20 protein-coding genes and 1 pseudogene are annotated in these 21,730 nt (G+C 52.3%); 15 read left to right on the forward strand and 6 right to left on the reverse strand.

All coding sequences use genetic code 11. The annotated features are described in order from the left end of the window. Positions 1-156: 156 nt before the first annotated feature. From EPA93_RS04145 to EPA93_RS04160, 4 genes are all read left to right on the forward strand, one after another. Positions 157-1,104 (forward strand): LLM class flavin-dependent oxidoreductase, encoded by a 948-nt coding sequence (locus EPA93_RS04145; RefSeq protein ID WP_129885827.1) that lies wholly within the window; start codon positions 157-159, stop codon positions 1,102-1,104. Positions 1,105-1,627: 523 nt separating this feature from the next. Continuing rightward, positions 1,628-2,446 carry a potassium channel family protein gene (locus EPA93_RS04150; protein ID WP_129885828.1) on the forward strand — a complete coding sequence of 273 codons (819 nt, stop codon included), beginning with the start codon at positions 1,628-1,630 and terminating at the stop codon, positions 2,444-2,446. Positions 2,447-2,668: 222 nt separating this feature from the next. Further along, positions 2,669-3,580, forward strand: coding sequence for an AraC family transcriptional regulator (locus EPA93_RS04155; protein WP_165422863.1), 912 nt, complete (start codon positions 2,669-2,671; stop codon positions 3,578-3,580). A 178-nt stretch (positions 3,581-3,758) separates the two neighbouring features. Continuing rightward, positions 3,759-4,829 carry an aldo/keto reductase gene (locus tag EPA93_RS04160; protein ID WP_129885830.1) on the forward strand — a complete coding sequence of 357 codons (1,071 nt, stop codon included), beginning with the start codon at positions 3,759-3,761 and terminating at the stop codon, positions 4,827-4,829. 210 nt (positions 4,830-5,039) lie between these two features. Here EPA93_RS04160 and pdxR read toward each other — a convergent pair whose 3' ends face one another. Further along, positions 5,040-6,515, reverse strand: a complete 1,476-nt coding sequence (gene pdxR, locus EPA93_RS04165) for a MocR-like pyridoxine biosynthesis transcription factor PdxR (protein ID WP_207229445.1) — start codon at positions 6,513-6,515, stop codon at positions 5,040-5,042. Positions 6,516-6,749: 234 nt separating this feature from the next. Between pdxR and EPA93_RS04170 the strand changes: the two genes are divergently transcribed. The 5 genes and pseudogenes from EPA93_RS04170 to EPA93_RS04190 all read left to right on the forward strand — a co-directional run bounded on the left by EPA93_RS04170 (position 6,750) and on the right by EPA93_RS04190 (position 11,007). Then, the gene (locus EPA93_RS04170; RefSeq protein WP_129885832.1) at positions 6,750-7,526 is read left to right on the forward strand and encodes an NIPSNAP family protein; all 777 of its coding nucleotides are present in this window, start codon (positions 6,750-6,752) and stop codon (positions 7,524-7,526) included. A 63-nt stretch (positions 7,527-7,589) separates the two neighbouring features. Then, on the forward strand, positions 7,590-7,892 hold the full coding sequence (locus EPA93_RS04175; RefSeq protein ID WP_165422864.1) for a YciI family protein: 303 nt from the start codon (positions 7,590-7,592) through the stop codon (positions 7,890-7,892). Between the two features lie 299 nt (positions 7,893-8,191). Further along, positions 8,192-8,887: a histidine phosphatase family protein gene (locus EPA93_RS04180; RefSeq protein WP_129885834.1), complete on the forward strand. Its 696-nt coding sequence runs from the start codon at positions 8,192-8,194 to the stop codon at positions 8,885-8,887. A gap of 325 nt (positions 8,888-9,212) precedes the next feature. Further along, positions 9,213-9,944, forward strand: a complete 732-nt coding sequence (locus EPA93_RS04185; protein ID WP_129885835.1) for an N-acyl homoserine lactonase family protein — start codon at positions 9,213-9,215, stop codon at positions 9,942-9,944. 199 nt (positions 9,945-10,143) lie between these two features. After that, positions 10,144-11,007, forward strand: a pseudogene (locus tag EPA93_RS04190) (IS5 family transposase). A gap of 61 nt (positions 11,008-11,068) precedes the next feature. On the opposite strand, the gene EPA93_RS04195 reads toward EPA93_RS04190, so the two are convergent. Then, positions 11,069-12,136, reverse strand: coding sequence for a zinc-binding dehydrogenase (locus tag EPA93_RS04195; protein ID WP_129885836.1), 1,068 nt, complete (start codon positions 12,134-12,136; stop codon positions 11,069-11,071). Positions 12,137-12,377: 241 nt separating this feature from the next. Between EPA93_RS04195 and EPA93_RS04200 the strand changes: the two genes are divergently transcribed. Both EPA93_RS04200 and EPA93_RS04205 read left to right on the forward strand, forming a co-directional pair. After that, a complete protein-coding gene (locus EPA93_RS04200; RefSeq protein ID WP_129885837.1) occupies positions 12,378-13,205 on the forward strand; it encodes a helix-turn-helix transcriptional regulator in 828 nt (275 codons plus the stop codon). 231 nt (positions 13,206-13,436) lie between these two features. Continuing rightward, positions 13,437-13,913 (forward strand): ClbS/DfsB family four-helix bundle protein, encoded by a 477-nt coding sequence (locus EPA93_RS04205; RefSeq protein ID WP_129885838.1) that lies wholly within the window; start codon positions 13,437-13,439, stop codon positions 13,911-13,913. Positions 13,914-14,004: 91 nt separating this feature from the next. Here the strand turns inward: EPA93_RS04205 and EPA93_RS04210 are convergent, their stop codons facing one another. Further along, entirely contained in the window at positions 14,005-14,550 is a 546-nt protein-coding gene (locus tag EPA93_RS04210) for a tetratricopeptide repeat protein (protein WP_129885839.1), read from the reverse strand. Positions 14,551-14,754: 204 nt separating this feature from the next. Between EPA93_RS04210 and EPA93_RS04215 the strand changes: the two genes are divergently transcribed. Both EPA93_RS04215 and EPA93_RS04220 read left to right on the forward strand, forming a co-directional pair. Continuing rightward, on the forward strand, positions 14,755-15,432 hold the full coding sequence (locus EPA93_RS04215) for a DUF2087 domain-containing protein (protein ID WP_129885840.1): 678 nt from the start codon (positions 14,755-14,757) through the stop codon (positions 15,430-15,432). Between the two features lie 220 nt (positions 15,433-15,652). Then, complete coding sequence (locus EPA93_RS04220; RefSeq protein ID WP_129885841.1) at positions 15,653-16,501, forward strand: AAC(3) family N-acetyltransferase; 849 nt, start codon at positions 15,653-15,655, stop codon at positions 16,499-16,501. 136 nt (positions 16,502-16,637) lie between these two features. Here EPA93_RS04220 and EPA93_RS04225 read toward each other — a convergent pair whose 3' ends face one another. Continuing rightward, a complete protein-coding gene (locus EPA93_RS04225) occupies positions 16,638-17,543 on the reverse strand; it encodes a class I SAM-dependent methyltransferase (protein ID WP_129885842.1) in 906 nt (301 codons plus the stop codon). Between the two features lie 685 nt (positions 17,544-18,228). On the opposite strand from EPA93_RS04225, the gene EPA93_RS04230 reads away from it, so the two are divergent. Then, positions 18,229-18,915, forward strand: a complete 687-nt coding sequence (locus EPA93_RS04230; protein ID WP_129885843.1) for an NUDIX hydrolase N-terminal domain-containing protein — start codon at positions 18,229-18,231, stop codon at positions 18,913-18,915. A 131-nt stretch (positions 18,916-19,046) separates the two neighbouring features. Here EPA93_RS04230 and EPA93_RS04235 read toward each other — a convergent pair whose 3' ends face one another. Beyond that, the gene (locus tag EPA93_RS04235; protein ID WP_165422865.1) at positions 19,047-19,715 is read right to left on the reverse strand and encodes an L-2-amino-thiazoline-4-carboxylic acid hydrolase; all 669 of its coding nucleotides are present in this window, start codon (positions 19,713-19,715) and stop codon (positions 19,047-19,049) included. A 222-nt stretch (positions 19,716-19,937) separates the two neighbouring features. On the opposite strand from EPA93_RS04235, the gene EPA93_RS04240 reads away from it, so the two are divergent. Beyond that, on the forward strand, positions 19,938-20,573 hold the full coding sequence (locus EPA93_RS04240; protein WP_129885845.1) for a LysE family translocator: 636 nt from the start codon (positions 19,938-19,940) through the stop codon (positions 20,571-20,573). 70 nt (positions 20,574-20,643) lie between these two features. Here EPA93_RS04240 and EPA93_RS04245 read toward each other — a convergent pair whose 3' ends face one another. Then, complete coding sequence (locus EPA93_RS04245) at positions 20,644-21,552, reverse strand: GNAT family N-acetyltransferase (protein ID WP_242527316.1); 909 nt, start codon at positions 21,550-21,552, stop codon at positions 20,644-20,646. Positions 21,553-21,730: the final 178 nt, after the last annotated feature.

Here is a 21,730-nt window from a genome sequence, read left to right on the forward strand (position 1 = left end):
CCAAAAATAGGAGAGAAAACGAGCAGCGAGAAATACTATCCCGTTTGCTCTGGCCAATGGCTTTCCCATGATATTCATAAAGCAGCCTTGCCTGGCTATCTTTCCCTAAACAGATATGCAGATTATCAACATGATATAGAGAAAGGTACAAACCCGATGAACCAGGAACAGGAACCAGCCGTACCACATGCCCGTCGTCAGCTCAAGATAGGGATCAACCTGCCGTCAACCGAGAGCTCTATGGCAGGCAAGAGCGCCAGGTGGAAAGACCTTTTAGCTTTTGCCGAGCGCGTGGATGCCCTCGGCTATGATTCCCTCTGGGTGCCTGATCATTTGCTCATCAAGTGGCAAGAACAAATAAAAGGAACCTGGGAGTGCTGGTCTTTGCTGGCAGCGCTGGCCGCTGTAACCCAACATGTGGAGTTGGGAACGCTAGTTGCTTGCACGGCCTTTCGCAGTCCGGCTCTCCTCGCAAAGACTGCCGATACCATCGATGAGATCAGCGGCGGACGCTTGATTCTCGGGCTTGGCGCCGGCTGGGATGGTCCCGAGTATTCAGCCTTCGACCTCAAAGCCGACCATCGTGTAGATCGCTTCGTGGAGGCGCTACAGATCATCGTTCCGTTGTTGCGCACAGGGAGGGTCAACTTTGCTGGCAAGTATTACAGGGCACAGGATTGTGAGCTACGGCTACGTGGTCCCCGTCCTGAAGGTCCTCCTATCCTAATTGGCGCTAAGGGGCCGCGCATGTTGGGTCTTGCGGCAACCTACGCCGATCTCTGGAACGCCGAGGGACCAGTTCAGCAGCCAGAGGAGCTCATAGAGAGGCAGCAAGCAGGCGATGCCGCCTGTAGAGCAGCTGGACGCGATCCCTCTTCGCTTGGGCGCAGCGCCTCCATCGTACTCAAACTTCCTATGAAGTATGGGCAGAACGGCCAGCCCGAACCGCCAACAGATGAGCAGATTGCGGAGCTCGTCCAAACGCTGCGCAACTATGCCCGGGCAGGTCTCACCCATGTCCAGCTCTGGTTGATGCCCAATAACATTGCTGGCCTTGAGTGGTTCGCCCCAGTTCTTGCGCAGCTAGATCGCGACGCCGCCTGATGCCGCAAGTCAACCAGGCATAACGCAGCCAGCCAGATAGGCGTAGCACGATTGTCCATAAAAATACGCGAAGAGGCTTGTAATTAAGCATGCTTCTCCGCGTGTTCTACATATCCTCCTCAACATAGAATAGCAAACATTAGCCCAATATGCTGGCAGCCAGCCTTTCATAACCTCTTGCCAGGCGTGCGCTCCATAGATTAAGCAATCAGCACGATTATATTCTCCAATATACCTAAAACGGGCAATTTAGACAAATAAGCAATTTAGGTGCTTCAAAGAAAATATCGGCCCGACAGCCTAAAGCTTACCCGTACCTTCTGGTATAGCCTGAAAAGCAATGGCCTATCCACGCTTCTCTATGCGATAATAAAGCAGAAATAAATCTGAGCAATATCCTGGTACAATCTTTATACTTTCCATCTCTTCACTTCTATCTTCCAGGAATAGTAACATTTGGGGTATATCCTTCTCCCTAAGCAGCCAAGATAGAACTCTATTTCACAATGAGCAAGGAAAAGCAATGGTAAAAAAGGAGCTTCAAAGACAGACAGGAGGTCATTATAGAGGTGGCGACGTTGCCACCTTACTTAAAAACCAATTTATGCAAACATCGAGATCCTTTCGGCATCTGCGGGTAGCGCTGGTCCTGGTACTCGGCGTTGTGATCCTGGGCACCAGCGGCTATATGTACATTGAAGGGCTTCCCTTTACAGATGCTCTCTATACTACTATCGGCATGATGGCCACCGTGGGCGATAAGGTACAGCCGCTCTCAGCGCGGGGCCGGCTCTTCACCATAGGCCTGATTGTTCTGGGAGTTTCGGCACTTCTCTACCTTTTTGGAGCCACCATGGAATTTCTTATTGAAGGTCATTTCAGTCAGGCAGTTAAGAGGCGAATTATGGATAAAAAAATTGCAGGATTACGAAATCACTATGTTATCTGTGGATTTGGACGCGTGGGCACGCAAATAGCCAGGGACCTGGAAGCCCAGCGCGCAGCATTTGTGGTTATTGACGAAAATGAGCAGTCCATCCAGCGCTCTATCCAGGCCGGCTATTTTACGGTACAGGGAGACGCGACTAGCGATGAGTGGCTACGCAAGATCGGTATTCATCATGCTAGAGCACTCTTTGTGGCGACGGATAGCGATGCGCATAACATATCTATTACGCTCTCGGCGCGCCACCTCAATAACACGCTCTTCATCGTCGCCCGCGCCAACCACAATGAGACTGAGGCCAAGCTCCAGCTTGCAGGCGCAAATCGTGTGCTCTCGCCCTATACAACAGCCGGGCGGCGTATGGCCAATCTAGCGCTTCAGGCCGATGTCACATGATACTGTCTTCTTGTAGAAGAGATTTTCCTCATATATTCAGGTCTACAATCTGGCAATTCGGGCTATAGACTATCTGTCCATCTGACCGATGCGCTTTTCAGCGCGAGTGACTATAGTGAGAATGTACATTGCCCGGCAAGAGGAAACGAGCAGTGTAGGCATGCTGCTAAGCTTTTCTTGCTGTGGCAAGTTTCCTTCTTAGCTATTATGCAAGGTCAATATATGATGGAAAAAACCGGCTTTGTTGAAGTCCAACACAAGAATTTCTGGTCTCCTACCGTAGCAGATCTGCACCAGGCAGAAAAGGCCAGCTGGGAACATCTGCACACAGAATATCATCGTCACGCGCCTCCCGGCACATGCCAGAGATATTACCAGCAGCATCGTGTACGCGTGGCGCTACAGAATATCGTGGTTGAGCGGCGTATCGATGCAGGCCCACTCACGCGTCACAGACTTACCGCGGGGGACCTATTTATCTCTCCCGCCGGTTCGCAGGAATGGTTACGCCGGTATGAATATGAAGATTTTTTCACAATAAATCTAGAACCGGCACTACTTACCCGGCTTGCCGAGGCTAGCGGTCGAGCCAGCGCCTTCGAGTTGCTCCGCCAGAAACAGGCAATTCAGGACCCTCTCTTGCTGCAGATAAGCCACACCCTACGTGCCGAGAGCAAAGTTGCAGGCCCGGGCTTCTCATCTATCTATGTACAGGAGCTCTCACACGCATTCGCGGCCCATCTCCTGAGACACTATGGCCGGTGGGAGGAGTACGACTATTCCACACATACTAGCCTCTCGACCAGTAGATTGCGCCGAATCATAGACTATATTCATAGCAATCTGGCCCAACCACTCACCTTAACAGAGCTGGCCGCGCTTGTAGCAATGAATCCTTACCACTTTACGCGCATCTTTAAGCGCACAACCGGCGTTTCTCCACACCAGTATATTCTCTCGCAACGAATTGAGCAGGCCCGGCGCTTGCTCCTCAAGGGCGAGCTATCCCAGACCCAAATTGCCAATCAGCTCGGCTTCTACGATCAGAGCCACTTCTCACGCACTTTCAAGCGCGTCATTGGGCTCACGCCCCAGGCTTATTGCCAGGAACATGTCAAGAATATACAGGATTAGCTCACATTTCTCCAAGCTTGCAGCAGGGCATTCAGACTAGAATGTGCACGAAGCACAGCGCACTTTCAATCTCTCAGCCGCATCAGCAAGAAAATCTACAACTTGCTGAGCAGAGTGAAAGAGCCAGACTTCGTAAAAATATTCAGTTAGGAATGCATTCAGCAAAGGAGTAAAGACCATGCGCTACAAGCTGCTTGGAAAAAGTGGATTGCGCGTTTCTGAACTATGCCTGGGGGCAATGACCTTTGGCGAGACCTGGGGATGGGGAGCCTCCAAAGAGGAATGTCGTAAGATCTTTGAAACTTTTGTAGGAGCTGGAGGTAACTTTTTTGACACGGCTAATATCTATACAGGGGGCGAAAGCGAAGAAATCCTTGGCGAGTTGATCGCGGCTGAGCGCGAACGCTATGTGATCGCTACCAAATATACCTGCAGTCGCGGCAGTGGAGATCCCAATGCCGGCGGAAACCAGCGCAAGAATATCGTCCAATCGCTGGAAGCCAGCCTTAAACGCCTGGGAACCGAGTACATTGATCTATACATGGTACACGCCTGGGACTTTTTGACGCCAGTAGAAGAAGTCATGCGAGCCCTTGATGATCAGGTACGCGCTGGTAAAATCCTCTATCTGGGTATAACCGACGTTCCGGCCTGGGTTGTGGCTCAGGCCAACACGCTTGTCGAGCGCTACGGATGGTCCCCATTCGTCGCCCTATCGCTACAATATAATCTTATCGAACGCACGAGCGAGCGGGAGCTTTTGCCGATGGCGGAAGCCCTGGGCCTTGGCGTGACCGCCTGGTCTCCTCTGGCCGCCGGCATACTCAGCGGTAAGTATAGCGGAACAGCATCTACTTCTGCTGAAACTGGACGTCTGCATGCCATAAACATGACCGAAGCCTGGCTCACTGAGCGCAATCAGACCATTGCCAGAGCCGTACAGCAGATGGCCGGTGAGATCGGCTGCTCGCCTGCTCAGCTAGCCCTTGCCTGGATTCGGGCCCAATCGCCCTCTTTGATCCCTATCGTGTCGGCCCGGAAAAACTCGCAGCTGCAAGATAACCTTGCCTGTCTCGATATAACGCTCTCAGCCGAGCAGCTCAAGCGTTTAGACGAGGTGAGCCGGATCGAACTCGGCTTCCCGCTCGATTTCCTCGCCACGGCACAGAGCCTGGTCTATGGTAATACGTTCGATTCTATAGATTCGGAGCGACGCAATATCCTATTAAAGGCCGGAGCAAAGCAGTAGGCAGGTATCAGGAACCTCATCAGGAGATTGTCAGAATAGTGGCAATCTCCTGATGCACAAACTATAGATCGACGGCCTTCTCAGCAAACTGAACCCACAAAGTTCCTAAACAGTTCTCATCAATTCCCGGCCTTGCTCTTTAATAAGAGCAAGCATCCAGATACCCTGCCTCGAAAGATTTTTGCAAGGCTTGATAGCGTAAAATCTTGCTCAAATCTGCTGAGAGCGGGCCGCAACTTGCGTGATGATCTCCCTCAAGATCGTAACACCCCGGATAATCTCGGGAATTTCCAGGCAGCCATAGCCTAAAAGCAAGCCTGAGCGATCAGGCGTACCAAGATAATAGGCATCAAGAAGTGTCACGATTACATTGTGCTTGCGCGCCAGTTGGGCGACAAGGGCAGCATTGATGCCAGCCTCCAACTCTAGATAGACGTGCAGCCCGGCTTCCAGGCCACGCAAGCGCGCCAGGTGAGCGATGGGAGCCAGGGTTTGCGCTACGCACTGGCGTTTCTCCGCGTATTGATAGCGCATACGGCGGATATGGCGGTCCAGATGTCCCTGGCAGATAAAGCTAGCAAGCATTCTTTGCAAGGGCCACGAGACCTGTTCATCGGTCAGTTGCTTGAGCACTTCGATTCGTTCACGCAAGAGGGGAGGTGCCACAAGATAGCCAAGGCGCAGGGCAGGAGTCAGAACTTTTGAGAACGTCCCGATATAGGCCACGCGTCCCATCTCATCAAGGCTGGCCAGGGCAGGGAGCGGAGAGGTATCGAAGCGGAACTCACTATCATAATCATCTTCAATAAGCAGGCTATCGCTGGCCTGCGCCCAATTTAGCAACGAGAGGCGTCGACCAGTTGAGAGCCGCGTCCCCAGGGGATATTGATGCGATGGAGTAGTATAAACCAGCAGCGGCGCAGCAGGACCCTGCGGCAAGCATCCCACTTGCATACCGTCATCATCAACAGGAATAGGCAGGATACGCCCTTGCCTGGCCAGGACAATCTGACGTGCCGAAGGATAGCCCGGCTCCTCAAAGCCAACATAATCACCGGCCGAGAGCGTCGCACGCACAATGAGATCCAGCGCGTGCGTCGCGCCTGCGGTAATGATAATGTCCTCTGCGCTGCAAGCCAGCCCACGCGATCTTCCCAGATAGTTAGCGAGCGCGGTCCGCAGTTCAGGATCTCCATTCTCAGGGCCATAGCTATTGGGCGGTAGCTGGTTTGCTACGCTTCTCCAGACCTCGTGCCAGATGCGCAGCGGAAGGGACGAAAGCGAAGGCACACCCAGGCGAAAGGCGATGGCCTGCGCCGGAATTGATGCATCATCCTGCATTGAGGGCGCCGCTTTGCTCAGCCAGCGCGGGATAGCCTCAGGAAACTGGCGAGGAGGAGGTGGAAGGGGAGGAAGATTTTTGCCCACATAGGTTCCCGAGCCATGACGTCCCTCTAGATATCCTTCAGCAAAGAGCTCATCGTAGGCTGAGCTGGTCACTGTACGAGAAACGCCGAGCGCCCGAGCCAGGCCGCGCGTCGAAGGAAGCAAGGTTCCCGCCGCCAGGCGCCCGTCAAGAATGGCCTGTCGCAATTGCTCGCGTAGCTGCTGATGGAGCGGTTTCTGGGCGGTGCGCTCAAGGGTAATGGGCAGGTTAAGGTCAAGGGCAAACTTTCCTCCAGGCATAGATGCTCCTTTGTATGGCACTTGCATTTTACAAGAAGTGGCTCTTTTAGAAAAGCCGGTCTCTGGCTATAGTATTGTACAAGAGGTGCGCACACTCGGGCAAACAATAGATGGCTTTAGCAGGAAGCATATAGCCGTAAGGTATTAAATCTCCTGAGCCTGGTTGATTCCACTTAGCTGTGAAGACTACATGTCGTCAGAAATATATCTTGAATAGGGAAGCGAGTCTTTGTTATGTCACACACCGAGGATCAGAAAAAATCAAGTGCAGAGCCGGCTTTGCAGCAATACAGTCCTATTGTTGAGCTTAGGCAATATACTCTACATTCAGGACAACGGGATGTATTGATTGAGCTCTTTGAGCGCGAATTTATCGAATCCCAGGAAGCAGTAGGAGCGATACCGATCGGGCAATTCAGAGATTTAGAGAAGCCTGACCGCTTTGTCTGGCTACGTGGCTTTCCCAACATGGAGCAGCGCCAAACAGCGTTACAGAGCTTCTACGGAGGTCCAGTATGGCGCGAACATCGCAACGCTGCTAATGCCACCATGATCGATTCCGACAACGTACTTTTGCTGCGCCCGGCTCGACCCACATCAGGCTTCTGGCTTGATCATAGCAAGCGAGCTCCGCAAGGTAGCCGGACAGAGCCACCGGGACTGATCATAGCTACCATCCTGCCCTTCGCCTCGGCGCCATCTAACGAGTTTCTCGACTTTTTCGAGGGCACCCTTGCCCCAGAACTCAAGCGCAGCGGCGCCTCGCTTCTTGCCTATTTCGTAACCGAGGAGCGCGAGAACAACTATCCAGCCCTACCTGTGCGCGAGGGCGAGCAGGTATTTATCTGGTTCTCAAGCTTTCGGGACCAGGTGGCTTATGCTGAGCACAGAGCCCGCCTGGCCGAATCTCAGCAGTGGCACCAGCTCTGGGAGCCAACCTTGCAACGCCTCAAAGCGGCCCCCGAGATCCTGAAGCTCACGCCAACGGCCCGCTCATTAGTCCATGCTTAATAGCTAATCGTTAGTATGCGGCCAACAAGGCGTATTTGCAATTTACTGACTGAAGGAAAAGCTATGAAAAAGACCTTCGCAACCTTTTTTGTGCCAGGTCCGGCCTGGATAGCAGGGAAAACTTCCCGCGAACAGCCCTACTGGACCGAGCATGCCGCCTTTTTGGATAAGCTCTTTGCGGACGGAATGGTGATACTCGGAGGACCCTTCGCCAACTACAGTGATTTGCTCGTCATCATTGAAGCTGATACTGAGGAACAAGTTCACAGTCTCTTCAAGCAGGACCCATTTGTGCTTCATAACATTATTCGCGTGCGAGCGATTCGCGAATGGCTCCTTTTCCTTGACGCGCGGCGCCGCGCATAAGACCTCTACACTTTACATGTAAAAGCGCGCCTCAATAATCCAGGCGCGCAATCTTCAGAAATGTACAGGCTTTTTCTGTCCGAAGAAGGCAGCAGAGTGCCAGGCCTTGTTGTCCCGAGGAGAGCGCGAGCCCGAGCAAAATACCGGCTCAGGCTCATACTCTCCCACCTCTCCACACAAGACGAAGATGGCAAATTGAAAAGCCCGGGCATAAGGCATGCATATCGCTTACCTTTGGCTCATATTTTTGCTACAATGGAGTATACAGACATTCAGGCGGCAGAAGGAGCAGAAATAGCATGACCCATCTTTTCTTAATACGACATGGAGATTACCTTGCAGAGGACAACGGCAGGCTGGCAGATCTGGGATTGTCAGCGCTGGGCATCAGACAGGCCGAGCAGCTGCGGGAGCATCTGGAGGCGCATGCCGAAATTCACGCCGATATTCTTATCGCCAGTACCATGCGCAGAGCACGTCAAACTGCCGAGATCATCGCTCCGGCGCTCAAGGCCCCGCTTATCTTCGATGAAGATATAGAGGAGTGGCGCAACGAAGATGGTTCTCTTAGCCGAGAAGAGTTTCTTGCCAAATTTGAGCAAATAGAGAAGCTTTCCTATGAGCAGAGGGCATTTTTTCGCTACGTGGCGGGCTGCGAAAATTGGCTGGAATTTTCCTTACGCGCCTGCTCCGCGCTCAGCCGTATCGCCAGGGAGCATGAAGGCAAAAACATTGTGCTCGTCTGCCACGGTGGAATTATCGAGGCATCTTTTACCCTTTTCTTTGGCCTGAGCGCCGCTAACTGGGAACGTGGCCTCATCGATCCCGGCCATACGTCTATTACTCACTGGTTCAAAATGCCACCACACCAATGGTTACTTGAGCGCTATAACGACCTCCGGCACCTGGAGAAAAGCATTCAATTGCCGGCCTTTACCGAAGAGATATCGGCCTTTGCCGAAGATTCGGATCTTGCTGATTTTCAGTTAGAGTAGAGTTAAGATCCTTTGCGACTAGCCACAAAGAGTTCGATACTTACTAAATTTTCTACTACTTCAACGCCATATCCCACTCATGATCTATAAATAGTTTCAGCAAACAATCCGCCCCGGTTAGTAGCGCCTGGCAATCCAGGCTCAGCCCTTGACAGCGTAAATCTTCCAGCTCTCTCATTTGCTGTTAGCAGCATAGCATAAAACCTGCCATTTGTCTGTAATCATCTTTACAGTTCTGGTCTAGCCAATCGCCTATACTTCAGTCTGGCATGGTCTCCCGGTAGTTATGATGCAGTTCAGCATAGGAAAGGACGACTTAACAACAATGCATACAGCTACTCCACAAAAGCTCTACCTTATGCAGCTCTCAACCGCAACCGTACCTACCCCTAAGCGCAAGCTGGAGATGGTATCCGGCTGTTATCTCATCGAAACTAGCGCTGGAAAGCACATCCTTATCGATAGCGGTATGCCCACCGCCGTACAATTGCCAGCAGGAGCTCCGCCAAGCGAGAATGAGAAAAATGTGCTTGAGCATCTCAGCGAGCTTGGCCTGCGTCCTGCTGACATAGATATGCTCATCTGCACGCACTTTGATGTAGACCACGCCGGATATCATGATGCCTTCCCGCAGGCAGAGTTTATTGTGCAACGCGCACATTACGAGCTGGCGAAGAGCGGGCATCCGCGCTTTGCAGCGGCACGCCAGCACTGGGATCATCCAGCTCTGCGCTACCGGCTAATCGATGGCGATACCGAACTCTTGCCGGGCCTGAAGCTGCTTGAGACCAGCGGACATACGACCGGGCATCAATCGGTGCTTGTGCATTTACCGGAAACGGGAGCTGTCTTGCTGGCCGTCGATGCAGTTATGATGCAGTCAGCCTTTACACCTGACCGAGCCGCGTGGCCTATGGATGAGAACGAAGAGCAGTTACGTGCGAGCACGCGTAAGCTGCTGGATCTGGTCGAACACGAGCATGTGGCCCTTGTCGTCTTTGGCCACGATGGTCAGCACTGGCAAACGCTCAAAAAGGCGCCGGCCTATTACGGCTAAACGCCTCGCGTCATCTTACCCTGGTCAGACTCTTTCACGAAACAACGAAAGGTGAAGAGCTAGATGAGCCCTTCACCTGATCCTGGCTCAAGACGTTGCGCGCAAATTTCTGAGAGTGTGTCCTAGCTAGAACAATGAGCCGATAGTTCAGAGAAAGGAGAGTTCAGCCGAAAGCACAACTCGAAAGGAACGAACCAAGATGTGTGAGCCAATCAAGCGAAAACGTTACCCGTCGGATCTGACCGATGCGCAATGGGAGCTGATCAAGCCGTTCATCCCAGCAGTCTCTGCCCAGGCCACAACGGCCCTTCACGAGCGACGAGAAATCGTCAATGCTATCCTCTATGTGTTGCGCACAGGCTGCTCATGGCGACAGATGCCGCACGACCTGCCCAATGGCAAAACGGCCCATCACTACTTCCGCATCTGGACGCAGGCGGGGATTTGGGAGCCCATCATGGCCCACCTGCGCCGACAGGTACGCACCCAGATGGGGCGGGACCCGGAACCCAGCGCTGCGATCATCGATAGCCAGTCGATCAAAACGGCTCCCGTGCCAGGAAGCGACAAGGGCTTCGACGCGGGGAAAAAAAATCTATGGGCGTAAACGCCACGTGCTCGTGGATACGCAGGGTTTCCTTCTGGCTGTCAAAGTGCATGCCGCCAACATCGTGGATCGCGTGGGGCCAGGCTCTTGCTCAGCCAGTTGCCGCGCTCTTTCCCGCGTCTGTGCCACCTCTTTGCGGATAAGGGCTATACAGGACCATTGCTCGACTGGATTGCGCAGCGATTGCACTGGACCACAGAACTGGTGCCACAGGCTCACAATAGGTCCCATCAGCACTGGATCCTCGTGGACGGCCAACCGGTTCTGCTGCCCCGGCCCAAGACGGGTTTTCAGGTGCAAAGGAAACGATGGGTCGTCGAACGCAGCTTGGCCTGGTTCACCCGTTTCCGCCGCTTAGCTCGCGACTACGAAGGGCTCACCACCAGTTCAGAAGCCTTTCTTCAGCTCGCCTCGGTTCGGCTTATGCTTTCGCGCTTATCTCCTTTCCGCTACTGATTCTTGTGGTTAGGACACTCTCTGAGATCTTTTCGCTATTCTTGCGCAGGCCCAGGCATAATCACGGAACGAGCACAGTAAGCTGAAACGGACCGCCATGCTCGTGGGCATACTGCACGGCCTGATTCACCTGGGCAAGCGGGAAGGTGTGAACTGTGAACGGCTCAAGGTCGAGCAGGCCCCCACGCAACAAGCCTGCCATCAAGACAGGCGCATGCCTGGGACACGTATACTGGCCACGCACGACAATACTATTGCGCATGAGATATTTGTAAGGAATATCTACCTCTGCCTCTACGCCACCCATCAAAATGGCTGTTCCGCCTGGACGCAAGGCCAGAATGGCACGACGGGTGGGAGTCGAGTCCTTGATCGGCCCTAAGAGATCGAGCATACAATCAATGGGACCGCCTGCGGCTTCCTGGATATACCTGTTATCAAGCACCTCGTCCCCGGAAAGCTGGACCGGGCGCACGCGCTCGCCGAAATGGTTTACCAGGTCCTTGAGAGCCTGTTCATTGCGTCCCAGCGCAACAACTCGCGCCGCCCCCATGGCTAGAGCAACTGCCACACCGGCACTACCAAAATGGCCGGTCGCCCCATTTACCAGAATCACCTGACCAGCCTGAAAGTTTGCGGCTAAGAGCCCGCCATAAGGAACGAGTAGTGTATTCATCCAGGCGAGCTTTGCTGGATCAATCGAGCGGAGCTGTTCAAGAGTGACGGCATTCTCAAGAGGCACAAGCATTTTCTCAGCAAATGCCCCATTTCTAAAATGAGCCTGCAGCTTCTGCGCTCCCTCGGTCGGAGCGATCCAGCCTTGCAACATAATATCGGGCGAAAGGCTATCGTCACGCGAACGCACAGTAGGATCACAAAACACAAGTTGGCCCGCCTGCAGGCGGGTTGCATCCGGTCCGGTTTTCTCCACAAGGCCAATCCCACCGACGCCAGGGACAAGAGGCAGCAACAAGGGATAATTTCTTTCGCCAGTAAAGACCTCGTGAGCATAGGCCAGGACGGGAGCGGCCAGCATGCGCACAAGTGCTTCTCCTGCTCCCGGCAGCGGTTCAGGAATATCTTCAAGCCCTAAAGGCTTACCAATGGTCTTGAGGATGGCAGCTTTCATACAATAAATTCCTTTCTCTAAGCACTCAGCAAGCCTGTGACAAGAGAGCCTGCCGCACAAGATGTACAGGCGAACCATCTAGCCAGGCTACAGCAGGACCACAAGCTTGACATAGTAGCTGGCCTTCATGCATGCTAAAAGCCAGAACTAGTTCTGGCGTTACTATGCCACAGGTATTGAAAAGCAACCAGAGCTTGCTAATACTGGTATTGGTAACACCCGGGAAAGGGGATGAACACAAATGCTAGAGAACGTGCAGCGAGCCGAGCTGGCGAGCTTCTTACGCACGCGCAGAGCCCGGCTTTCGCCGGCCGAGGTAGGCTTGCCACATACCATCCGGCGCAAGACTGCAGGACTACGCCGCGAAGAAGTTGCCCAGCTTGCCGGCGTTGGTGTAACCTGGTATACCTGGCTGGAACAGGGACGAGATATCCATGTCTCGGCTCAGGTGCTCGACTGCCTGGCCCACACTCTTCGCCTCACGCCAGCAGAAAAAGCGCATCTATACCTGCTAGCCGGGCAGGCTCCTCCGCTACAGCCCACCCCAGCTCAGGAGCACGTGAGCCCCTTTTTGCAGCAAATGCTTGAGCGTCTGGGGAATTGCCCGGCCTATATTACTGGTAGGCGCTGGGATGTACTGGCCTGGAATCGCGCCGCCAGCCTGGTTATTGCTGATTTCGCTGTATTACCAGGGCAGGAGCGCAATATCATGCGCCTGGTTTTCACTAATGAACAATATCGGCAACGCGTTGTCGATTGGAAAGGGATAGCGCAAAAGCTGCTGGCTCAGCTCCGCGCGAGCAGTAGCCTGTACAGCGAGGATGAGCAATTAACAGCCTTGATCGCCGAGCTCCAGCAGCGCAGCCCCGAATTCGCCAGTTGGTGGCCGCGCCATGAGGTCCAGGGGCGACAGGATGGCCAGAAGGAATTGCGGCATCCGCAGGTAGGTACACTCGTGCTTGAACATAGCACTTTCCAGATCGAAGGCACTCCAGGACTGAAAATGGTAGTCTATCTGCCGACCAGCGAGGAGACGAATAGAAAGCTTGAACAGCTCTGTGCCCGCTAGCGCGCTCTTCCGTAGCTATCTCTTATCCGACGCATGCAGTGCCGGGTAAATTATGCGTTCAGCCAGCGCGGCCAGGGGCAGCACTCTTTATAATCCTTTCCCTCTCAATGGTACAGCTTGTCGCATCTATAAAATATGTCATAGAATCGGAACTCAGGCCTATAAAAACATATATGCACTTTATACCTATATTGTGGCTATCATAGCATAACGAAAAGTAAGGAGGGAAAGATGTCTCAAGAAGATCGGCGCTACAGTCGCCAGGACCTTTTAACAGCTATTGAGATGGGATGGAGGCAGTATCTACCGCACTTAGCGCAGCTATCCCCGGAGGAGCAAGATAACTATGCTCGCGAACAAGGCTTTGAGCGCGTACAGGATGTGCTGGTGCATATTTTCTCCTGGTGGGAACGCTCAACGCAAAGAACTTACCGCTTGCTTGGCGGGCTTGAAGTGCCCAGAACCGACGATATAGACGCCTTCAACGCCAATGCGGTGGCACAGTATAAACAGTGGTCGCGCGAAGATGTCGAGGCCAAATTCACTATGGATCTCGAAGCCTTTGAACGCTTCCTCTCCAATCTGCCAGAAATGGCCCTCGACAACGAGCGCATCCATCTCTGGCTGCGGCTCGATGCGATTGACCATTATGAGGAACATCGCCCACCCAATGCGCCCTCGCTGCGCGCAGCGGACAGCGATACCTAAGCTGGCTTAGCAGCGGGACCCACGATTAAAAGAGTCGTGGGTCTCTGTATATGGCTATAAGAAGCCTTGTGCTTGTCCTCGCGCAATTCGGCTATGAGCCAGGCTGGTGAGCCCGCTCAAAACAACTTTGCGCTTCGGCCTCGCGCCCCAGGCGCTCCAACACACGGCCCTTGAGCTTCCAGCCGTCCGGCAAGGTCGGCTCAAGGATGGTCACCCGCTCATAGGCGGCGAGAGCCTCTTCATAACGCTGCAGCCTCTCAAGCAATCTTCCTTGATTGGCGTAAATTACCCAGGGAAAGACAAAGACTTGCTGGCGGTTACGGATAAAGTAATCGGCCCGTTCATAACAGGCCAGCGCTTCTTGATAAGCTCCTGTCATCCGCAAAGCCCCGGCTTTACAACTCCATGAATAGGGATTCTCAGGATCTAGCCGTAGAAGTTGCTCGTAGGCAGATACAGCCTCCTCAAATCGCCTTAGTTCCTGTAGCGTATTTCCCATTGCGCACCAGGCATCCGCACTTTCCGGATCAAGCCGGGCGGCCTGCTCAAATAGAGCAAGGGCCTCGTTATACTGTCTCAGGCCATACAGCTTTGTTCCTTCTTCCATCAGAGCATCTCGCGAAGGTTTCGTTTCCATTGCCGCTTCCTTTCAGCTTAGCTCATCTTTAGCTTCTTACTCCTCACATAATATATTACTATCATTATTTCTATTGATTCAATTTTAATTCTTTAAGCCTAAAGCTTGCAAAGCCACTTTTGCTCTTGACAAAGCTCCAAAACCCTACTATCATACAATCAAACGATCATTTGATTGGCATATTATTGGAAAGGATTCCGAGCCTTGGAAAACACATCACCCTCAGAGGCCTCGCCTGAAGAGGCACGGCGCTGGAAGCCACAAGATGTTTCCGCAATGAATATCCAAACCGAGCAAGATCCACGGTTTCTTACGCCACAGCTGGCTCAATTACGCGTCTTTGGCCTTGCTCTCTCCGATCCTATGCGCGTACTCATCCTGGGCCTGCTAGCAGAAGAGGAGCGCCCTCTTTACGGCCAGGAGATCGCCGAACAGTTAGGCGTAACCGCGCAGACAATCTCTCATCATCTGCAAATCCTGAAAAATGGGGGGCTGGTACGAGAAGAACGACGCAAGAACGCGTTTCGTTTCTATACGTTAGACACGGCAAACATTCACAAGATTCGCGAAACGTTTTTTGCCGATGATCACCTGGGCCTACAGACAAAACAGGAGACCCGGCAGCGGATAGTAGAAATCTTCTTTCAAGAAGGCCGCCTGCTAAGCATTCCGAACCAGCATTCAAAACGCCGCATCATTCTTGAAGAGCTGATCCATAAGTTTGAGTGGGGGCGAATCTATAGCGAAGCCGAGGTCAATACGCTGCTCAAAGATGTCTACGATGATGTCTCTAGCCTGCGCCGCTATCTGGTCGATGAGCACTTTATGCTTCGCGAGCATGGGCGCTACTGGCTGCTTCGGCCCCATGACAGCCATGAATGATTAAAGCCAGGGCTTGATGCACATCTGTTATGGCTTCGCTAACAATAATAGCATTGTCGAAGACCAAAGAAACAAGCTCAAGCCCGCCAAACTACTAGGGCCAGAATAGCAGGCTTTCTATTGTTACGCTGGCGAACGCTTTACGTTCAGTGAAAGTAAATCAAACAATGGATAACTTCAGTGATCTATCTACAAGAAACTCCTTGAGAGGCACAAGCTGATGGTAACTGAATCTGATATTATTCATGGATTAAGAGCACTGGGCTTAAACACCTCTTCGAGAGTTATAGTTCATTCCTCATTGAGCTCATTTGGTCATGTTGAGGGAGGCGCACGTGCAGTTTGCCAGGCGCTTCTCTCCACAGGGGCAACGCTTCTTTTGCCAGCCGCAAGTGGGAAGATGACAGGCATCCCCGCACCACCAGGGCTCTTGCGCCCCTGGAACGCCGTGATAGCGGCTTCGACATGGCCAGAGTTTGACGAAGCTGTGAGCAGAGCGGTGCCCTTCTCAAAGCAGTTGCCGATAGACAAAGAGCTGGGCAACATTCCTGAAACCATACGGCGCTTCTTTCCACATCTTCGTAGCCATCATCCGCTCATGTCTTACTTAGCGCTTGGTCCATATGCCCAGCACTTAATTGATGCCCAGCGGCTTGATTGGCCCCTTGGGCCGCTTGAGGCATTAGCAGAGCAACATGGCAGTGTCCTCTTGCTTGGCGTCTCGCACACAGTCAATACCGCTATTCACCTTTCTGAGCAGCACCTGGGCCGATCTCGCTTCTACCGGTACGCCAAAATGGCCGATCAGATCTGGATGGAGCTTCCTAACATTCCTGGCGATAGCCACAGGTTTGATAGCATCGAGCCAGCGTTACGCCCGGCAACACGGGAAGTTATGATTGGCCCGTGCCGGGCTCGACTCATCCCTATTCAGGAAGTGCTTGCAGCGGCTGAACAGCTGATCCTTGCCAATCCAGCTGCGCTCCTATGTGATAATCCCAACTGTCGCTGCTTCGCTGCCCTACATCAGCGGCTGGAGGTACTTGCCGCACAAGGCAAATCCAAATGAGCCAGCTTGAAAATTCGTTAATCCAGCTGAAGACCCAATATCCAGGATCTTTACCACCGGCTTCGGATAATTTTGCATTCCAACGAGCCGATAGGGGCACCGAGCTTACAGTCTTACAGAGGAACCCGCCGGTCTGTTACCCAAAAACATATTGCTGGAATAAATTCCACTCGTCAGTATACTGATGCAAAACTGTGTATGCTCCCACAGTTTCAAGCAGGCCAAGCCAGTGAGAGACATCTAATTCATAGACATCTCGTTGTGCCCTTGAAAGGAGGGCATAATCTACTTGATCAAGACACCAATGGCGCAAGATGCTTTCCCAATACGGTTTCTGCGCTTCATCAAGGCCTGGTTGTTCTAAAGCATAGGCAATAGCGCGTCCAGCACGACGAACGTAGACATCTAGAAAGTGATCGACGAGGACTGGATCTTCCGGGGCAAGATCAATCTCGTTGTAGCAATCAGCCTCATTGATGATGCCTATCCCCTGACGTTTCCGAACTGACTGAACACACCGCTGCAAAATTTCTTTCTTCCCATCTCCTGAGAAGCCAAAAGTCCTGCGCTGCCCGGCATCCAATCCGGCGACATGATGCAACGTCAAGCTACACACAATCACATCAGCTTCTGGTATCTCCACCTGTTCGACTCTATCAACAACAGATTGGAGCGTGACCTGTTCAGGTAAGCGGGCGGCCACTGTTCTATGAACTTCAGCATGCGGGTCAATAAGAGTCAATTTGCCAGCTTGCTGCGTATGGAAAAAATTTTGCCATAAAGCGCCATTCCCACCCCCAATTTCTACAATATGCCAGTTTGAGCGTTCTTGAAGTATCCTCTGAATGATTGCTCGATTGTGCCGGTAGAGCCTTTGCATAAACGGGAGCTGTGTCCAGGCATCATAGAGGCTAGCAGCCCCAAAGGCGGTATTCCATGCCTCATACTCAGCTTCTTTGTTCGCTGCACGCAATTGTTGCAGCGCTGCAAATTGTTGCTCCCGAGGAAGCAGAATGAGCTCGTTAAGTTTCTCTATCCACATACCTGGTATTTTCCTTCCTATTTCTGCCTGCTCCTTGAAGGTGAGCAGGCCCACCCTCAAGAGGCAAGGTGATCTTGTCGAATTGGGATGTGCGGCACGCAAGGAATTACACTGCAGAGATGCCGAAATTGATCGAAGGATCTATTTCACTTGATGTAAAAGCTGCAGAGCCCTTTGCATGTTTTATAGGTTTCGTTTAGGATACCCGGTCTGGCACAGATCATCTAGGAAAATCTTGCGGTTTTGTATGGAGCCTGGAGTGACCACGCTATCCCCTTTTGACTCATGTCCCGGCTCTGGCCATATCACACATAGTGGGGCAGACCCAAAACAAAACGGCGATTTATGCTGCAGCACGTTTCATTACATATTTTCTCCCATAATATGCTACTACATCTTTAGTCATTTTTATTCGTTTTGTTGAACACCTCAATCGCTGCATTTTGTGTGATAAAATCATGCTAGGGGTTTGATACTGGAACCGGTACGCGGCTTATCGGAGTGATAAACACTACCAGGATAGGAAAAGATTACTTCCACCTCTTTACGGCTTATGGACTACTCCGATTTACGGATGGTAGTCTACACTCCGCAGCCAGAGGCAGAGAAGAAGATCCGCGTCCTAGCAAATGTTGCTACTTTAACCTGATAGCTAAACTATTAAATCAAGGAGACAGAGGCAATTTTGAGTAATGAAGAAGAGCAGGCCAAAAATGCGGCCACGGAGACGACACTTGCCCAACGGCTCGCGCTACTAGGCGAGATTTTACGCGATTGTTCGGCCCGTGGTCTACACTTTGCGGCTAATATATATGATCGCGATAACTACCGCAAAATACAGGACGTGGCGCTTGAATTGCAGGCAATCGCCGGTGGTCAGTCGCTTGAGGAAATCGAGCCACTGCGCACGAGCCTCTTCAATTTTCCCTCGCCCTTTGCGGTGGGAGATGGGGCAGTTATCGACGATGCTGGCAAGATTCTCTTGATCCGGCGCGAAGATAATGGCCTCTGGGCCATGCCTGGTGGTGGTTTAGAAGTAGGAGAGACGCCAGCTGAAGGTGCCGTGCGTGAAGTTTTGGAAGAGACAGGCATAGCCAGTGAGCCTGTAGCTTTTGTTGGCGTCCATGATTCGCGCCTCAGCGGCTCAGGCGCACGCCATCACCTCTATCATTTTCTGTTCCTGTGTCGTCCGTTAGCCGAAAAAGAGAGCAAGCCGGCCTCACACGCTAATGAGGTGCTAGAAATAAACTGGTTTCCTGAACATGCCTTGCCTGAAGAGCTCGACCCTGGGCATAAGCAGCGCATTCCCGAAGCATTTCGGGTCTGGCATGGAGACTTGCGCGCGTTCTTCGATCCACCACCCAAGAAATAGAAGCGTGCACTGAAAATTCTTTCAGCACTCTGTACACGAAAAGCACTTTCTAAAAACTTTCCGCCGTGAAATTTTCCTCCTCCACCTGATTTCTCGACGGACAGGCTGAGATGCTGCTGGAACTGGCTGTCTCACTGCCGATTGCCGCGCTCAGTACGATAAAAATGGAACGGGCAGAATTTCCCGCCATAACCTATCGTTGTTGGGCGCTCAAAACGCAGGCCATGGCGCGCGGGATCAATGGCCTCAATCCAGTTAGCATCGTAATCGCAAAAGAGTGGCGTCAGTTCAGGCGCTTCGTGATCCACGAAGAAGTTGTGATAGAAACAGCTTCTTACATTTAGCAGATAGGCTTGATCGTCGTCGCGCTCGCGTTCAAAATGAAAGCCAGCCCCAAAGAAGTGGGCTTCTCTGGCCTTGCTCGCTGCCACCATCGTCTTGAAAGGGTCGGCAGCCTGATCTAATGAGCTTGCGGTCATCTGCTGAACATAAGCGCGCGTTGTGTCAATCAGGGCATGACGCAGCAGGGCAATGAGCTCTGCGTGCGGCCATACATCTCCTAAGACCTGATAGGCGGCGAGGACTACAGACGTCAGCTGCAGATTATAGCGCGCATACTCATCAACGGCGCGATCCTGATAGGCTAAGGCAAGCTCTTCGCGCTTGGCTTGAATAGCAGTCATGAGCTCGGACGCATCTTTGCGCTGAGCCACAGCGCGCTCAAGCTCGCCAAGGAAAGCAGCTATCACGGCCTCAATTTCGGCCCTGCTATTTTCAGGGCTTACAACATACTCTGACATATTTTGTTGAACCTCCATATTCAAATTTGTATACAAACTTATATATCATATTTAGCTTCATTCTGCAAGGGGAAAGGCCATTTTGAGCGCAAAGTCATACAAGCGGGCATAGTTACGTCAAGAAATTGGATCAGCTTCTGAAGATCCTTGCATTCCCGGTCGCTTCTCTGTTAACCTTGAGAAGGAACACAAAGTCTATATCCGAAATACTGGGAGATTATCATGCCAACTTTTTCTACATTGTCTCTCTTCCTGCTTGCCGCTTTCGGCTTGCTCGTTGCTCCTGGCCCAGCAGTTTTGTATGTCATTACCAGAAGTGCTGAGCAGGGAAGGCGAGCAGGTTTCACGACTGTGCTGGGAGTAGAGCTAGCGGGCCTCGTCCATACAGCTGCAGCCGCATTTGGCTTGTCAGCGCTGCTACTCACATCCGCTCTTGCTTTTAGCATAGTAAAATATTTGGGAGCAGCTTATCTCATCTATCTCGGCCTGCGTACACTGCTTACCGCAAAAAAGGACAGTCCGACGCAGGTCCACATTCCCAGGAGCACTTCACAGCTCTTTACGCAAGGCTTTTTAGTAAATTTGTTGAATCCGAAAACAGCTCTCTTTTTCTATGCTTTTCTACCACAGTTTGTCGATCCAACCCGTGGAGCTCCTATTGAACAGATCTTCCTGTTTGGCGGAATCTTTGTTCTCCTGGCCTGCTGTACTGATAGCGTCTATGCTCTCCTCGGCTCGACGGTAGGAAAGCTTCTTCGCACAAACGTAAAACTACGACGCCTGCAACGATATATTACAGGGAGTATCTACATCGTCCTTGGAATAACTACAGCGGTGATCGGCTCGGAGAAAAAATAGTCAAGGATTTTGACACGGAGCCTTTGCGAGGAAGTAGCCAACTACTTCCTCTCTATAGGTCCCAATAAGCTTATACAGGCTGAGTTAGCCATTTTCCCAGGCGACGAATAGTATGTATCCGTCGAAAATCTACGGCTTCACAGGTAGCGTGGATAGGCACGTTGTCAGCAAAGGGCTCAATAAATGCGCTCACAGCTCCAAGTGACTTGACACGATGCAAGATTTCCAACAGTAGCGTACGCGCAAAGCCGCGCCGGCGGAAATCATGATGCACGCCAATCGGCTCGATCTGCGCTACCTGACGCTCGGGATTAAACCAGCCCACACAGAAAGCGACCGGCGATCCATCAGGGCCACTAATCACTAGATCCAGCTCGGCGCGATATTGTGGAGTACGCAACGAGCGGGCGCGCCAGGCAGAGTTCATCGAAGCGCTCTCGAAAGCCAAACGATGCAGTTCGGCGTAGGCAGCAACCTCTTGCTCGCCCAGCAGAGGGCGGAGCGTAAAGCCTTCCGCTAGCATAGGGATTGGGGCAAGCTTGTCAAGTGCATGTTGAAAGAGAACGTAGCTATCGTCATCTTCAAGCATAAAGCCCTGGGCCTTTACCAATTGAAGGCGCTCATAGTCGTCGTCACGGCACTCCACCCAGTAGGGCAGTGGCCTGCCCCGCTCATTATCAAGCTCGCGAAAGCGCGCCTCAGCCCAGCTAAAGAGCTTAGCCTCAACTTGCTTGGCAGTTGGACCAGGCAAGATATAGAAGTCGAGCGCGGCCCAATAGATCTGCCAGGCGGCAAAGCCTACAACCCGTCCATTCTCATCTTCCCAGAAGGCGGCATCACGTCCCTCTTGAATAGCCGGCGAACTGAGTCGCCAGGGAAAGTCAAGCGCATGCCGACAAGCAAGCGGCATGCGCTGAATAAGGGCCAGGACGCGCGGCAAATCAGGCTCGCCGCAAAATGGATAGCCTGTAATGATCATATAATTCTCCTTTCGCCAAAAAACATGACAAAAGGCCTTGAGCGAGGATGTTCCAGACTGCCGTACAGCCAATCTTAGTAACGCGCGTGGACATGATTATAATTAGGAAGGGAAAAGCCATGGGCAGCTGTTCTTCTACTCGCCCACGGCCCGCTGCATAAAGGGTAGTCGCTTGCTA

Source organism: Ktedonosporobacter rubrisoli, from assembly GCF_004208415.1.
Classification (GTDB): Bacteria; Chloroflexota; Ktedonobacteria; order Ktedonobacterales; family Ktedonobacteraceae; genus Ktedonosporobacter; species Ktedonosporobacter rubrisoli.

What these genes read in the sequence shown, in the direction of transcription:
- EPA93_RS04175 (WP_165422864.1), top strand. Translation starts at nt 7,590, where the DNA reads ATGAAAAAGACCTTCGCAACCTTTTTTGTGCCAGGTCCGGCCTGGATA.
- EPA93_RS04240 (WP_129885845.1), top strand. Translation starts at nt 19,938, where the DNA reads ATGCCAACTTTTTCTACATTGTCTCTCTTCCTGCTTGCCGCTTTCGGC.
- EPA93_RS04180 (WP_129885834.1), top strand. Translation starts at nt 8,192, where the DNA reads ATGACCCATCTTTTCTTAATACGACATGGAGATTACCTTGCAGAGGAC.
- EPA93_RS04150 (WP_129885828.1), top strand. Translation starts at nt 1,628, where the DNA reads ATGGTAAAAAAGGAGCTTCAAAGACAGACAGGAGGTCATTATAGAGGT.
- EPA93_RS04245 (WP_242527316.1), bottom strand. Translation starts at nt 21,552, where the DNA reads ATGATCATTACAGGCTATCCATTTTGCGGCGAGCCTGATTTGCCGCGC.
- EPA93_RS04220 (WP_129885841.1), top strand. Translation starts at nt 15,653, where the DNA reads ATGGTAACTGAATCTGATATTATTCATGGATTAAGAGCACTGGGCTTA.
- EPA93_RS04210 (WP_129885839.1), bottom strand. Translation starts at nt 14,550, where the DNA reads ATGGAAACGAAACCTTCGCGAGATGCTCTGATGGAAGAAGGAACAAAG.
- EPA93_RS04185 (WP_129885835.1), top strand. Translation starts at nt 9,213, where the DNA reads ATGCATACAGCTACTCCACAAAAGCTCTACCTTATGCAGCTCTCAACC.
- EPA93_RS04145 (WP_129885827.1), top strand. Translation starts at nt 157, where the DNA reads ATGAACCAGGAACAGGAACCAGCCGTACCACATGCCCGTCGTCAGCTC.
- EPA93_RS04155 (WP_165422863.1), top strand. Translation starts at nt 2,669, where the DNA reads ATGATGGAAAAAACCGGCTTTGTTGAAGTCCAACACAAGAATTTCTGG.
- EPA93_RS04170 (WP_129885832.1), top strand. Translation starts at nt 6,750, where the DNA reads ATGTCACACACCGAGGATCAGAAAAAATCAAGTGCAGAGCCGGCTTTG.
- EPA93_RS04225 (WP_129885842.1), bottom strand. Translation starts at nt 17,543, where the DNA reads ATGTGGATAGAGAAACTTAACGAGCTCATTCTGCTTCCTCGGGAGCAA.
- EPA93_RS04200 (WP_129885837.1), top strand. Translation starts at nt 12,378, where the DNA reads ATGCTAGAGAACGTGCAGCGAGCCGAGCTGGCGAGCTTCTTACGCACG.
- pdxR (WP_207229445.1), bottom strand. Translation starts at nt 6,515, where the DNA reads ATGCCTGGAGGAAAGTTTGCCCTTGACCTTAACCTGCCCATTACCCTT.
- EPA93_RS04160 (WP_129885830.1), top strand. Translation starts at nt 3,759, where the DNA reads ATGCGCTACAAGCTGCTTGGAAAAAGTGGATTGCGCGTTTCTGAACTA.
- EPA93_RS04235 (WP_165422865.1), bottom strand. Translation starts at nt 19,715, where the DNA reads ATGTCAGAGTATGTTGTAAGCCCTGAAAATAGCAGGGCCGAAATTGAG.
- EPA93_RS04205 (WP_129885838.1), top strand. Translation starts at nt 13,437, where the DNA reads ATGTCTCAAGAAGATCGGCGCTACAGTCGCCAGGACCTTTTAACAGCT.
- EPA93_RS04195 (WP_129885836.1), bottom strand. Translation starts at nt 12,136, where the DNA reads ATGAAAGCTGCCATCCTCAAGACCATTGGTAAGCCTTTAGGGCTTGAA.